Source organism: Yoonia sp. BS5-3 (assembly GCF_038069655.2).
Lineage (GTDB): Bacteria > Pseudomonadota > Alphaproteobacteria > Rhodobacterales > Rhodobacteraceae > Yoonia > Yoonia phaeophyticola.
In genome coordinates this window covers 131,856-144,209 of the sequence record NZ_CP150951.2, presented here as the reverse complement: position 1 = coordinate 144,209, position 12,354 = coordinate 131,856, and the positions used below count along the sequence as shown (strand labels likewise).

Annotated in this window: 14 protein-coding genes; 7 read left to right on the top strand and 7 right to left on the bottom strand. The window is 57.1% G+C overall.

The genetic code is table 11. The annotated features are described in order from the left end of the window. Positions 1-7 precede the first annotated feature (7 nt). From AABB29_RS00705 to AABB29_RS00695, 3 genes are all read right to left on the bottom strand, one after another. On the bottom strand, positions 8-1,384 hold the full coding sequence (locus tag AABB29_RS00705) for a cytochrome P450 (RefSeq protein ID WP_341368768.1): 1,377 nt from the start codon (positions 1,382-1,384) through the stop codon (positions 8-10). A 162-nt stretch (positions 1,385-1,546) separates the two neighbouring features. Continuing rightward, positions 1,547-2,287 (bottom strand): Bax inhibitor-1/YccA family protein, encoded by a 741-nt coding sequence (locus AABB29_RS00700; protein ID WP_341368769.1) that lies wholly within the window; start codon positions 2,285-2,287, stop codon positions 1,547-1,549. Positions 2,288-2,439: 152 nt separating this feature from the next. Then, on the bottom strand, positions 2,440-2,664 hold the full coding sequence (locus AABB29_RS00695) for a DUF1127 domain-containing protein (protein ID WP_341368770.1): 225 nt from the start codon (positions 2,662-2,664) through the stop codon (positions 2,440-2,442). 112 nt (positions 2,665-2,776) lie between these two features. Here AABB29_RS00695 and AABB29_RS00690 point away from each other — a divergent pair, with 112 nt between their 5' ends. Continuing rightward, positions 2,777-3,649, top strand: a complete 873-nt coding sequence (locus AABB29_RS00690; protein ID WP_341368771.1) for a LysR family transcriptional regulator — start codon at positions 2,777-2,779, stop codon at positions 3,647-3,649. Here the strand turns inward: AABB29_RS00690 and AABB29_RS00685 are convergent. Beyond that, on the bottom strand, positions 3,639-4,598 hold the full coding sequence (locus AABB29_RS00685) for an NADPH:quinone oxidoreductase family protein (RefSeq protein ID WP_341368772.1): 960 nt from the start codon (positions 4,596-4,598) through the stop codon (positions 3,639-3,641). The genes AABB29_RS00690 and AABB29_RS00685 overlap by 11 nt on opposite strands. 276 nt (positions 4,599-4,874) lie before the next feature. Between AABB29_RS00685 and AABB29_RS00680 the strand changes: the two genes are divergently transcribed. From AABB29_RS00680 to AABB29_RS00665, 4 genes are all read left to right on the top strand, one after another. Further along, the gene (locus tag AABB29_RS00680; RefSeq protein ID WP_341368773.1) at positions 4,875-5,246 is read left to right on the top strand and encodes a helix-turn-helix transcriptional regulator; all 372 of its coding nucleotides are present in this window, start codon (positions 4,875-4,877) and stop codon (positions 5,244-5,246) included. Between the two features lie 71 nt (positions 5,247-5,317). Beyond that, positions 5,318-6,127 carry an inositol monophosphatase family protein gene (locus AABB29_RS00675; RefSeq protein WP_373636715.1) on the top strand — a complete coding sequence of 270 codons (810 nt, stop codon included), beginning with the start codon at positions 5,318-5,320 and terminating at the stop codon, positions 6,125-6,127. Further along, positions 6,120-7,457, top strand: coding sequence for an 8-oxoguanine deaminase (locus AABB29_RS00670; protein ID WP_341368774.1), 1,338 nt, complete (start codon positions 6,120-6,122; stop codon positions 7,455-7,457). The genes AABB29_RS00675 and AABB29_RS00670 overlap by 8 nt, the downstream gene beginning before the upstream one ends. Positions 7,458-7,549: 92 nt before the next feature. Continuing rightward, complete coding sequence (locus AABB29_RS00665) at positions 7,550-8,029, top strand: CAP domain-containing protein (RefSeq protein ID WP_341368775.1); 480 nt, start codon at positions 7,550-7,552, stop codon at positions 8,027-8,029. Here AABB29_RS00665 and guaD read toward each other — a convergent pair. After that, positions 8,026-9,318, bottom strand: a complete 1,293-nt coding sequence (gene guaD / locus AABB29_RS00660) for a guanine deaminase (RefSeq protein ID WP_341368776.1) — start codon at positions 9,316-9,318, stop codon at positions 8,026-8,028. The two genes, AABB29_RS00665 and guaD, sit on opposite strands and share 4 nt — an antisense overlap. Positions 9,319-9,416: 98 nt before the next feature. Here guaD and mgtE point away from each other — a divergent pair, with 98 nt between their 5' ends. Both mgtE and AABB29_RS00650 read left to right on the top strand, forming a co-directional pair. Then, a complete protein-coding gene (gene mgtE / locus AABB29_RS00655) occupies positions 9,417-10,787 on the top strand; it encodes a magnesium transporter (RefSeq protein ID WP_341368777.1) in 1,371 nt (456 codons plus the stop codon). Further along, positions 10,787-11,332, top strand: a complete 546-nt coding sequence (locus AABB29_RS00650) for a 5-formyltetrahydrofolate cyclo-ligase (RefSeq protein WP_341368778.1) — start codon at positions 10,787-10,789, stop codon at positions 11,330-11,332. The genes mgtE and AABB29_RS00650 overlap by 1 nt, the downstream gene beginning before the upstream one ends. Before the next feature lie 247 nt (positions 11,333-11,579). Here the strand turns inward: AABB29_RS00650 and AABB29_RS00645 are convergent, their stop codons facing one another. Beyond that, a complete protein-coding gene (locus AABB29_RS00645) occupies positions 11,580-11,873 on the bottom strand; it encodes an SDR family oxidoreductase (RefSeq protein WP_341368779.1) in 294 nt (97 codons plus the stop codon). Further along, positions 11,840-12,343, bottom strand: a complete 504-nt coding sequence (locus tag AABB29_RS00640; RefSeq protein ID WP_341368780.1) for an SDR family NAD(P)-dependent oxidoreductase — start codon at positions 12,341-12,343, stop codon at positions 11,840-11,842. Before AABB29_RS00640 ends, AABB29_RS00645 begins: the two co-directional genes overlap by 34 nt. Positions 12,344-12,354 lie beyond the last annotated feature (11 nt).

The following is a 12,354-nucleotide window of genomic DNA, read 5'->3' as shown; positions in this document are numbered from 1 at the left end:
GATCCGGTTATTGTTTCTGTGCGGCAGCTTGGCGCAAGCGCAGTGTGACAGGCAAGCCGTTTGTCGGGACAGGGGTTGGGATATGGCGCCATTTGGGCAGGTCGGTTGGGGCCATTTCGATCCTGTAACGCTGGATCAATTGGACCATGAAGGCCTTTACCTGAATCGATGCAAAATGCAGCCCGATACATTTATGAGCCCCGCCGCCGAACGGTGACCATGCAAATTTGTGGCGGCGATCTTCGGCGCGTTCGGGCGTGTAGCGGCCCGGGTCAAAGCGTTGCGGGTCCGGAAAGATCTCTGGTGTCATCATCACCGGACCCGGGCAAATCACCACATTCGTCCCACGCGGCAGATGGTGCCCTTGCCATTTGGTATCGGCCATCACGGCGCGTGCGGTGAAAGCAGATGGGGTGAAGCGGCGCAAAGCTTCGCGGTAAATCCGATCGGTCAGATCCAGCTGGTCAAGACGATCATATTGCAATGGCCCTTCGGGCAGTTGGCCGATTTCAGCATGCAGGCGCTCTTGCAGTTCGGCATCCTGTGCCAATGCCCAGATCATCGCCGTCAATCCACCGGTGACAGCGTCGTGGGCGGCAACTAGCAAGAAATTAAAGTGATCAACGATATCTTGATCTGACCAAACTTTCCCTTCTTCATCTTCGGCGATGCAAAGCTGCGAAAAGAAATCATCGCCCCCGGTTGCCTTGCGTTTGGCAATCAGGCGGCGGAAGTGATCGGCTAGCGCTGCGCGTGCGGCGACACCGCGCCCCATTTTTGTAAATGGCAGCGGTCTGCGGATCACAGCGCTTGTTGCCGCGACCTCTTTGACAAAAAGCGCATTGATCTGTGCCACCTCTGCCTCATCGGTGACGCCCATGAAAACATGTGCGCCAAGGCGGAGTGTCAGTTCTTTGACGCTGGGGCCGAATTTCATCTTTTCATTGATGGGCCATGCGTCCAGCCGGCGGGTGATTTCGCCATTCATCAGGTCCAGATAATTGCGAAGGGCAGGGGCCCGAAATGCCGCCTGCATCACACGGCGATGGGCCCGATGATCAAGGTCGTCCCGATGTAACAGGCCGCCCGAAAAAATGGGCGCAAAGGCTTTCAACCCGTTCTGCGCCGAAAAGATGTTTTCGCGGTTCAGGTAGACATGTGCAAGCGCATCAGGGCCTGCCAAAACGGCCCAGGTTTCCCCGAACACGGTCATACGAAAGACATCACCAAAGCGTGCGACTTGATCAAAATAAGTGCCGTAAGGGTCAAGCGCGAAACTGATTGTCTTACCGATGAACGGCAGTGTCCTGGGCCCTGGAATATGTTTCAGGTCCGGGCGTTCAAGCGTTGTGAGCGGGGCTGTGGCGCTGTCCAGAACAGTCAAGATGATCTTCTCCTCTTGACCCAAGTTATCAATAAATTGAACATTGTTCAATAATTAAATTGAAAGCCACGCATCAGGGCAATTGATAACCGTACCGGGCAAAAAAAGAACCCCATGCAATATCGTTGCATGGGGCCCAATCAGATTTTCTGTGCGAAATTATTATTCGCGGCTGCCGAACAGTTGCAGCAGAAAGATGAACATGTTGATGAAGTCCAGATACAGGTTCAACGCACCCATAATCGCGGCCTTCCCAAGCCATTCGCTATCGCCATGCGCCGCATGCGCAATGTAGTCAGTCTTGATCTTTTGCGTGTCATACGCTGTCAGGCCAGCAAAGATCAGAACACCAATCATCGAAATCGCATACATGATTGCTTCGGACTGCATGAACAGGTTAACGATTGATGCCACGATCAGACCGATCACGCCCATGATCAGGAATGAACCCCAACCTGAGATGTCTTTCTTGGTTGTGTAGCCCCAAATCGACAGGCCAGCGAAGGCAATCGATGTGATCAGGAAGACCTGAATAATCGACACGCCGGTGTAGATCAGGAAGATCGAGCTAAGCGAAAGCCCCATGACGGCTGCAAATGAGTAGAACACAAACTGCGCCGTTGCCGCAGACATGCGGTTGATCATTGCCGACAGGCCAAACACAAACGCCAAAGGCGCGAACATGATCACCCATCTCAACGGCGAGAAATAAATTGCCTCACCCAGTGCGGTAATCTGGCCATTGCTGACGGCCAACCCGGAAATCGCCCAAGCCGCAGCGAATGTAATGAACATACCTACAGACATTGTGCCGTAGACTTTGTTCATGTGGGCGCGAAGCCCTTCGTCGATTTCGGCCGTGCGGACCCCGCCGACCGTTCTTATTGCCTCATATTGAGCCATTGAAACCTCCAGTTAAAACAGCGGCGCCGCAAAACGGCATCCTTAGTGGCTGATATTGGCAGGTATGGCCGGATTTTCAAGTGCGTGATCGCGAAAATCGGGGTTTTCCAATTGTTTCGGGCGGGATTGTCGCAGGCTGCACGATTGGCCGCTTAATGCGACCAATGTGCAGGCACATTCCAAACCGGTTTTGCGCTTTCTTGGGCGGCCTCGGTTTGCGTGATCCCGATATCTGCAAGCAGATGAGGCTCCAAGCTGCGCAGGGCTTTGCGCTGCCGGTAAACTGAGGCCATGTTGGCGATCCGCTGCAACAGGGTCGGGTGATCTGCGCGAGGCGCAAGGCATGATGTTTGCGCGTGGCTGACTGAAATGGTCATTTCATATCCTTTCGTGATGTATTCGCGTTGATTCATTTTGATGCTTGATATGTAGGGGGATGTATATCATTATGAAAATGAATGTTTGGAAAGTGAAACATCAAGGATTGTGATGGCTAGAAATCTCGACATGACAGCTCTGCGGTCTTTTGTTGCCGTGGCCGATACCGGCGGCGTGACAAAGGCGGCAGGTTTGCTGAACCTGACCCAATCAGCGGTTTCCATGCAGCTCAAACGGCTGGAGGAATCGCTGAATGCGGTATTGCTGGATCGGTCCGCGCGGACCATTGCGCTGACTTCGCAGGGTGAGCAGCTGCTCAGCTATGCGCGCCGGATGCTGATCTTAAATGACGAAATCTATGGCAAGCTGACCGCCCGCGAATTTGAGGGCGAGGTCACGCTGGGTGTGCCTCATGACATTGTTTATCCGGTTATTCCGCAGGTGCTGCGCCGCTTTGCGGCCGCCTATCCACGGATGCGTGTTCATCTTGTGTCGTCATTTACGCGCAAACTGATTGAGGAATTCAATCGCGGCGAAATTGATGTGATCCTAACGACAGAAGATCGTGTTGGTGTCGGCGGCGAGACGATCGCCGAGATCCCGCTCGTCTGGGTCGGTGCACCTGATGGGCAAGCCTGGAAACAGCGCCCTTTGCGTCTGGCTTATGAGCAGCGTTGCATTTTTCGTCAATTCGTCCAACGGCGACTGGATGAGGCCGGTGTGCCTTGGGAAATGGCCGTTGAAAGCGATTCCACGCGCACGATTGAGGCGACCGTCAGCGCGGATTTGGCTGTTCACACGATGCTTGAGGGTACCGAGCCGCGACATTTCGAACAGATTGCCCATGGCGGCAATCTGCCAGAACTTCGCCGCATGAGCGTGAATATTTATCAAGCTAATCTTGATGATGGCCCGGTTGTGTCCGATCTGTCACGCTTCATTCGCGATGGGTTTCATGCCTTGAAGGCGCCGGTTACGGCGTAATGACCACTTTGCCCGTCGATTGACGGGTGCGCATCAGCGCAAGCGCATCGGCGGCATTTTCAAGCGGGATCACATGGCTGATATGCGGCTTCAATCGTCCCGCTGCATACCATGCCATCAGCTCGGCCAGGCTGTCGGTCAGCGCTTTGCGGTTAAAACCCAGATAGCCGCCCCAATAAAACCCGATCACGGTGATGTTCTTCACCAAGACGATATTGGCCGGGATCTGGGGGATATCGCCGCTGGCAAAGCCAATCACAATGATGCGGGCTTCGCGATTGCAAGCGCCAAGCGCTGCTTTGAACAATGCGCCGCCAACGGGGTCATAGACCACATCCGCACCGCCCAGTGCTTTGACGGCGGCTTTGACATCCTCGGTGTGACTGTCGATCAGATGATCTGCGCCTGCGGCCCGTGCAACGGCCAGCTTATCGGCGCCGCGGGCGACGGCGATGACAGTGGCACCCATGGCTTTGCCGATCTCAACAGCGGTCAATCCAACGCCGCCAGCAGCCCCCAAAACAAGAAGCGTTTCGCCTGCTTTAAGTTGCGCGCGGCGGGTCAACGCCAAATGCGATGTTCCATAGGCGACCATGAAACCGGCGGCCGTTTCGGCAGGCATTTGATCTGGGACAGGCCTGCAAAGCGCGGCTGGAAAAACCCCCTTGTCGGCCATCCCGCCCTGACCGCCAAAGACGGCAACACGGGTGCCGATGGCGGGGGCAGTCACATCCGGGCCATGGGCGATGACGGTGCCGCAGACCTCCATCCCCAGGGTGAACGGCGGCGCGGGGGTGTCTTGATATGTCCCATCGGCCATCAAAAGATCGGCGAAATTCAGCCCGCATGCGGCAATTTCAAGCAAAACTTCGCCGGTTTTGGGTGTGGGCAGCTCTACACGCGCAAGGTTAGGGGGCGCGTTGAAGTCGGTGACCTGAAATGCACGCATTTTACACGATTCCTTTATAGTATGACTTTATTAACCTTTATCGTGACATGATCCGATAGGGCAAAAATGCCGTTCTTTTGGTCGTTTTGTGAAAAATCCGGCATCAGAACCTGTCTTAAAGGTCAGGTCTGCGACTGCAACCGTTGCGTGTTATGTGCGATCAGTGTCATGCACCTCTGGCGGGACAACACTTGGTCTTTTCAGAAGCAAGTGGTCAGAACTGCTATGAGACCCAGCAGATGATCTGCTGTGGACTTTGAAACTGAGGAAAAGAAAATGAAACATCCGGTAGACGTCCATGTAGGCAAGCGTATTCGCCATCGCCGTTGGATGAATGGAACGACGCAGCAACAGCTGGCTGAAAATGTTGGGATCAAATTTCAGCAGATTCAAAAATACGAAACAGGCATGAACCGCGTCAGCGCATCCCGTCTTTGGGACATCGCAAACGTGCTGCAGGTGCCTGTATCCTTCTTCTTTGAAGGTTTGGATGCTCAACCTTCGGCTGATAGCGCTCAGGGCGACATGCCGGGCGACATCCTGACCGATAAAGAGGCGCTGGAACTGCTCCGGTCCTATTATGCGATCCCTGAAAATCAGCGTCGCCGCCTTTTTGACCTTGCCCGCGTATTGAGCGAGGCCGCCTGATCCGGCCTTGACCCGCCTGACTGCACCGCGTTACCGCAGAATGTGAATGCGGCGCAGATTGGGATTTGCACATGATGATCGATGCGACGGGCCAGGCAGAGTTGATCCGGGTGGCCCATCTTCTGGCTGATGCAGCCAGGCCTGAAACACTCATGCATTTTCGTGCGCCAGCCCTTGTCGCAGATGACAAGGGCGATGGGGCATTTGATCCGGTCACGGTCGCTGATCGTGCGGCCGAACAGGCCATGCGCACTGTTTTGGCCCGCGAGCGTCCAGATGACGCGATATTGGGCGAAGAATACGGCCATAAGCCCGGCACAACGGGTTTGACTTGGGTGCTGGATCCCATCGATGGCACCCGGGGGTATATCAGCGGCACGCCGACTTGGGGTGTCCTGATCTCGGTCGCTGACAAGACCGGGCCAAAATACGGGATCATTGATCAACCTTACATTTCAGAACGTTTTGCCGGTGGGTTTGGCCAGGCAACTGTCACAGGCCCACAAGGGACCCGCGATTTGGCCTGCCGCAGCGGGCGCGACCTGGCTGATGCGACGGTTTTGACCACCTTTCCTGAAGTTGGCAGCAAGGCTGAAGGGCGTGCTTTTCACGCCGTCGCATCCCAAGCAAAACTGACCCGCTATGGCATGGACTGCTACGGTTATGCGCTGCTCGCCGCTGGTCAGGTCGATCTGGTGATCGAGGCGGGCCTGAATGCCTACGATATCCAAGCCCCGATTGCGGTGATCACTGCGGCAGGTGGGATCGTCACCGATTGGCAAGGCGGTCCCGTGCATAACGGCGGCCGGGCGCTCGCAGCGGCCACGCCGGCGCTGCATGCCGCTGCGATGGAAATCCTGCAAGATAGTCTGCATGGTTAATATTCTGATCAAAAATGCCCGTCACATCCTGACGATGGATGATACCCGGCGCGAGCTTGAGGATACCGACCTGCTTTTGCAGGACGGGGTGATTGCGCAGATCGGCTCTGGCCTTGCACCAGACAACGCCACGATCATTGATGCGCGCCGTACGGTGGTCACGCCGGGGCTGATCAACACCCATCATCACCTTTATCAAACCTTGACCCGCGCTGTGCCTGGGGCACAGGATGCGTTGCTTTTTGGGTGGTTGCAGCGGCTCTACCCGATCTGGGCACTTTTTGGGCCCGAAGAGATGTTTGTCTCAGCCCAGGTTGGTCTGGTTGAGCTGGCTTTGTCCGGCTGCACGATGACCTCGGATCATTTGTATCTGTATCCCAACGGCGCCCGTCTGGATGACACGATCGCGGCCGCATCCGAAGTGGGGCTGCGCTTTCATGCCACGCGCGGCGCGATGAGCATTGGTGAAAGCGATGGCGGCCTGCCGCCAGATGCGCTGGTTGAAGATGAAGCCGCGATCCTGAACGACAGTATCCGGGTGATTGACACTTTCCATAATCCTGCGCCCGGTGCGATGGTCCGCGTTGGCGTTGCACCATGTAGCCCCTTTTCGGTCAGCCGGGATCTGATGCGCGACGCGGCTGTTTTGGCCCGCGATAAGGGGGTGATGATGCATACACATCTGGCCGAAAATGACGAAGACATCGCATATTCATTGGAAAAGTTCGGCTGCCGCCCCGGCCAATATGCCGAGGATCTGGGCTGGACAGGTGATGACGTCTGGCACGCGCATTGTGTGAAACTTGATGGTCAGGAAATCGATCTTTTCGCCCGGACCCATACGGGCGTGGCGCATTGCCCCTGTTCCAATTGCAGACTTGGATCGGGGATCGCGCCTGTGCGCGCGATGCGCGATGCCGGGGTTCCCGTTGGGCTAGGTGTTGATGGTTCTGCCTCGAATGATGTGGGTAATCTGGTCGGCGAGGCACGGCAGGCCATGCTGATGCAACGGGTGCAAAACGGGGCCGATGCCATGTCCGCCCGCGAAGCGCTTGAGATCGCAACACGCGGCGGCGCGGCGGTGTTGGGCCGCGATGATTGCGGTCAGATCGCAGTTGGTAAACGGGCTGATATCGCGCTGTGGGATACGCAAGCCATTGAAAATGCGGGGTCATGGGATCCGGCTGCCCTCTTGCTGGCGGGGCCATTGAAGGTCAGAGACCTGATTGTCGAAGGGCGACAGATCGTGCGTGACGGGCAGATGACAACCATCGATACGGCCCAGCTGATTGCCCGGCAAAACACACTTGCGCAAAGATTGGCCGAATAAGGCGCGGCCTGCCGCCAATCGCCCAAAAGCTGCCTTCATGATCACCCATTGCGCTGATAACCCCGGATTGAGACGTAATAACCGGAGCCGCAATGAAACGCTTTCTTCTCGCTGCAGGGCTTTGCCTGCTGACGGCATGCCAATCGACAGGCAGTGCGACACAGGTCACATCAGGGGGCGGCAGCCCGTCCGTCGGTCTGACCGGCAGCTTTGGCGCTGATCTGAACGCATTTCGTGCCGCCCAAGGACGGGGCGCGGTGCAGCCGAACGCCCTGTTGCGCCAGGCCGCGCAATTGCACGCCGAAGATATGAACCAGCGCGGCTACTTCTCGCATCAATCCCCGGGTGGTCCGAACGGCAATGATATGGCGGCGCGGGTTGCCGCCACCGGTTGCCAATATCGGGCCGTGGCTGAAAACATCGCGCGCGGACAAACATCCGAGGCACAAGTGTTCAGCTCTTGGCAGGATTCGTCAGGGCACCGGCGCAATATGCTTGGCGCACAATATGATGGCTACGGGCTAGGGCGCAGCGGTAATACCTGGGTGCTGGTCCTGTCGCGGGGCTGCTAAGCGTCCACGCGCTGTCCAGCCACCCAAACATCTTTGATCGCGCGATCATCGCCCATCATGATCGTTGGAAACAGGGCGTCCCAAATATCGCGGGCGAGCCCATGACGCTGGGCAATCGCCGGGGTAGAGGCCAGATCAAGCACGGTGATGTCCGCCATGGCGCCGGCACCCAGATGCCCGATTTGTCCGCCCATATGCAGCGATTGTGCCGATCCCTCCGTGGCCAACCACATCAATTGGGCAGGGTGCAGCGCAGTCCCGCGCAACTGGCCAATTTCATAAGCGGCAGCCATCACGCGCAGCATGGAAAAGGACGACCCGCCGCCCGTATCGGTGGCCAGGCCAATGCGCAGACCCGCCTGCGCCAGCCCCATCAGATCAAACAGACCCGAGCCGATAAAGGTATTTGAGGTCGGACAATGCACGACACTGGCATCAATTTCGGACAGGCGGTCAATCTCGCGCTGTTCCAGATGGATCGCGTGGCCATAAAGCCCGCCAGGTCCAAGCAGACCAAAGGCTTCATAAGTATCCAGATAATCGCGGGACTGGGGGAACAGCTCTTTTACCCAGGCGATTTCGGGCAGCTGTTCGCTCAGATGGGTTTGCATCAGTATGCCGGGGTTTTCGGCCCAAAGCGCCCCCAGTGCCTCAAGCTGCGCAGGTGTTGAGGTCGGTGAAAAGCGCGGCGTGATCGCATAGTTTGCCCGTCCCTTGCCATGCCATTCGTCAAGCAAGGCCTTGCTGTCATCATAGGCCGATTGCGCCGTGTCATGCAGATCATCAGGGGCATTGCGATCCATGCAGGTCTTGCCTGCGATAACGGCCATATTGCGGGTGGCAGCGGCTTCAAAGAAAGCGGTCACACTGCCCGGGTGGATCGTGCAAAAGCTGGTCAGCGTGGTCGTGCCATGGGCGAGGGCAAGGTCCAATGTCTGGCCCGCTATCTGGCGGGCATAGCCTTGATCGGCAAAGCGGGCCTCTTCTGGGAATGTATAGCTGTTCAGCCAGTCAATCAGCTGCTTGCCCCAGCTGGCGATAATGCCGGTTTGCGGATAATGCATATGGGCATCCACAAAACCCGGGCTGATCAGCGCGTCCCCATAATCTGTAACGGTTGCATCAGGATGGGCCGAACGCAGGGCCGCACCATTTCCAGTGGCCGCAATCCGGCCGTCCGCGATCAACACGCCGCCTGCACTGTCATGCTCTGTCACATCGGCCCATTCAGTGGTCAATGGATTGCCGGAAAAACCAAGGGTCTGGCCCAAAAGAAGCTGTTTTGTCATGCGCTTACCATATGGTGCCCTTATGGTGGGGTAAATCGGTGAATGCGCGTTGTAGAACCGCACCGATCCATTATGTTGCGATTAAGCGAGGGCGCATTATGGCAGAAACATTAGACAACACCGAAGAAGCGTTTGGTATCACCGACCGATTGCTTGCTGATGTCCTTGAGGCCGTCAAAGCGCGTTCAAGCGCTAATCTGGACCGGCTTCTTGATCCGCTGCATCCGGCGGACGTGGCCCATTTGCTCGAACAGATCGATGGTAAATACCGCCCGGATGTTCTGTCGCTGTGGTCCGGCGGGCTGGAAGGCGATGTGCTGTCCGAGCTTGACGAAAGCCTGCGCGAAGAGGTTATCGAACAGCTCGCCCCCGAAGAACTGGCCGAGGCGGTGCGCGAGCTGGACAGTGACGATGTTGTCGATCTGGTCGAATATCTTGATGAACCCCAGCAAGAGGCCGTGCTTGAGGCGCTTGATGCCGGTGACCGGGTCGTTGTCGAACAGGCGCTGACCTATCCCGAGGAATCGGCCGGCCGCCATATGCAATCGGAACTGGTGCGCGCGCCGGAACATTGGACCGTGGGCGATGCCATTGACTATCTGCGCTCTGACGTGGTGCTGCCCGACCAGTTTTACCACATCATCCTTGTCGATCCGCGCCTGAAGGCGGTGGGTTACGTGACCCTGGGTCGTATCCTCAGCCATCCGCGTGATATGCCGTTGAATGAGCTGACCGAGCCGACGTTTCGCACCTTTCACGTCGCACAGGATGTCGAAGAGGTCGCGCAGGCGATCAACCACTATCACATGATCACCGCCCCCGTGGTTGATGATGACGACCGGGTCGTTGGGGTGATCACGATTGATGACGCGATGGTCTTTCTCGAAGAAGAGGCCGAGGAAGATATTTTGCGCTTGGCTGGTGTAGGCGAGGGGCGTTTGTCGGATAAGGTGATCGACACGACCAAACGGCGCTTTCCCTGGCTCGCGGTCAACCTGATCACGGCAATTTTGGCGTCGCTGGTCATCGCATTGTTTGAGGAAACCATCGCCGGGCTTGTGGCGCTTGCGGTTCTGATGCCCATTGTGGCGTCCATGGGCGGTAATGCGGGCACGCAATCGCTAACGGTGGCCGTGCGCGCTTTGGCGACCCGCGATTTGACAACGGCCAATATGTGGCGCGTGATCCGGCGCGAGGTGCTGGTGGGTCTGATCAACGGGTTGATCTTTGCTGTTGTCATGGGCGCGGTTGGGCTGGTCTGGTTTGGATCGCCCATGTTGGGCGTCGTGATCGCAGTGGCGATGGTGATCAACATGGTTGTGGCCGGGTTGGCGGGCACGGTGATCCCGGTTTTGCTGGAAAAGACCGGCGTGGACCCGGCGCTGGCCTCGGGTGCATTTGTCACGACCGTCACGGATATTGTTGGTTTCTTTGCCTTTTTGGGGCTGGCAGCGGTCTGGCTGTTGTGATGGATAAATCTGCCGCCCGCAAAGCCGCTTTTGCCAGACGCAAAGACGCGCATGCTTTGGGCCACGGCAATTCAGGATATCTGAGCGAGGTTCTGGCCGGTTATCGCGGTGTGCCGCTAAGCGGTTACATGGCCATGCGGACCGAGATCGACCCGATCGCCGCCATGGAAGAAGCCGCCGCCCACGGCCCTGTCGGGGTGCCTGTGATCATGGGCAAGGGGCAGCCTTTGACGTTTCGGACATGGGAACCAGGATGCTCTCTGATCACCGGTGAATTCGGGGCCATGATCCCCGAGACAGGCGTCGAAATGACCCCGGAAATCGTCATCGTGCCGCTGGTTGCCTTTGACCGGTCCGGGGGCCGGCTGGGCTATGGCGGCGGGTTTTATGACCGGACATTGCAGCAGCTGCGCGCGGCGCGTCCGACCCTGGCCATCGGCTTTGCCTATGCGGCGCAAGAGGACCCAAATCTGCCTTTAGAGCCGACAGATCAGCCGCTCGATCTGGTCGTGACAGAACATGGCGTGATTACCTCGGATGGCTGAAATCGCGATATGGAATGCGTACAGAACTTGTACAGAGTGGGTACGTACGTGCTGCTACAGACCGGAAGCAAGCCGCAGGCGCTGGTGTGATTGTCGTCCCGCCCCACCGGTCGGCGATCAGTGTTGCTTGCTACAATTGTATTTCGTCGTTTCAAATGCAGGCTTGCCATTCGTTAGATAATACCGCAACGACGGGAGTGCGGACCTAGCGGTCGCACACGCAAGCATCTTCAATGGCAGCTATCGGTTATCTGACATAGCTCGCACCATTTATGTCCAGTGTTGCACCACTGAGTGACCTTTGATCTGGCCGAAGGGCGAAGCATACCAGTTCTGCAACTTCACTAGGTTCTACCATTTCTCCGATCGGGATATCTCCAACGGCGGCATCCTTGCCCTTGGCGCGAATGAAATCCTCAGCCATTTCGGTTCGTACAAAGCCCGGCGCAATACCGATCGCGATAATGCCCTCACCGCCGAACGAGCGAGCAATCGTCTTGGTCAAATTTAGCAGGCCTGCCTTGGACGCACCGTAAGGCATGTGATCGGCGGTGTAGCCCCTTGGCGCCGCGCGGCTGGCGATGTTGATGATGCGTCACCGTCATGTGCGCGAAAGTGTTTGATGGCCATGCGGCACAGATCAGCAGGCGCGCGAAGATTGACCCGTAAATCAGCCTCCCAAGCCTGCGACCACTCATCGAAATCATCTTCGATCCGCGTTGTCGCGCGGATACCTGCGTTATTCACCAGCGACCCGATGCGACCGACGCTGTTTTCCGCAGCCTCCCAAAGATCTTTTGCGCCATGCTCTTCGGCCAGATCGGCCCTAACCAGGGTTCCATGGCCATCTATCGCCTCCAAGAGAGCTTGCGCGTCACCTTCATTGCTACGGTAGTGGAGGATTGGATGACCACCCAGTTCTGCAACGCGAAGAACGATTGCACGACCAATCCCGCCCGTCGCGCCGGTAACCAAAACGGTTTCGTTTTTCAAAGGTAGATATGATGTCATGTCGTTACTCT

Coding starts and splice junctions, on each gene's coding strand:
- mgtE (WP_341368777.1), top strand. CDS start 9,417: ATGGCAGAAACATTAGACAACACCGAAGAAGCGTTTGGTATCACCGAC.
- AABB29_RS00680 (WP_341368773.1), top strand. CDS start 4,875: ATGAAACATCCGGTAGACGTCCATGTAGGCAAGCGTATTCGCCATCGC.
- AABB29_RS00645 (WP_341368779.1), bottom strand. CDS start 11,873: ATGCCTTACGGTGCGTCCAAGGCAGGCCTGCTAAATTTGACCAAGACG.
- AABB29_RS00650 (WP_341368778.1), top strand. CDS start 10,787: ATGGATAAATCTGCCGCCCGCAAAGCCGCTTTTGCCAGACGCAAAGAC.
- AABB29_RS00685 (WP_341368772.1), bottom strand. CDS start 4,598: ATGCGTGCATTTCAGGTCACCGACTTCAACGCGCCCCCTAACCTTGCG.
- AABB29_RS00675 (WP_373636715.1), top strand. CDS start 5,318: ATGATGATCGATGCGACGGGCCAGGCAGAGTTGATCCGGGTGGCCCAT.
- AABB29_RS00640 (WP_341368780.1), bottom strand. CDS start 12,343: ATGACATCATATCTACCTTTGAAAAACGAAACCGTTTTGGTTACCGGC.
- AABB29_RS00670 (WP_341368774.1), top strand. CDS start 6,120: ATGGTTAATATTCTGATCAAAAATGCCCGTCACATCCTGACGATGGAT.
- AABB29_RS00665 (WP_341368775.1), top strand. CDS start 7,550: ATGAAACGCTTTCTTCTCGCTGCAGGGCTTTGCCTGCTGACGGCATGC.
- guaD (WP_341368776.1), bottom strand. CDS start 9,318: ATGACAAAACAGCTTCTTTTGGGCCAGACCCTTGGTTTTTCCGGCAAT.
- AABB29_RS00695 (WP_341368770.1), bottom strand. CDS start 2,664: ATGACCATTTCAGTCAGCCACGCGCAAACATCATGCCTTGCGCCTCGC.
- AABB29_RS00690 (WP_341368771.1), top strand. CDS start 2,777: ATGGCTAGAAATCTCGACATGACAGCTCTGCGGTCTTTTGTTGCCGTG.
- AABB29_RS00700 (WP_341368769.1), bottom strand. CDS start 2,287: ATGGCTCAATATGAGGCAATAAGAACGGTCGGCGGGGTCCGCACGGCC.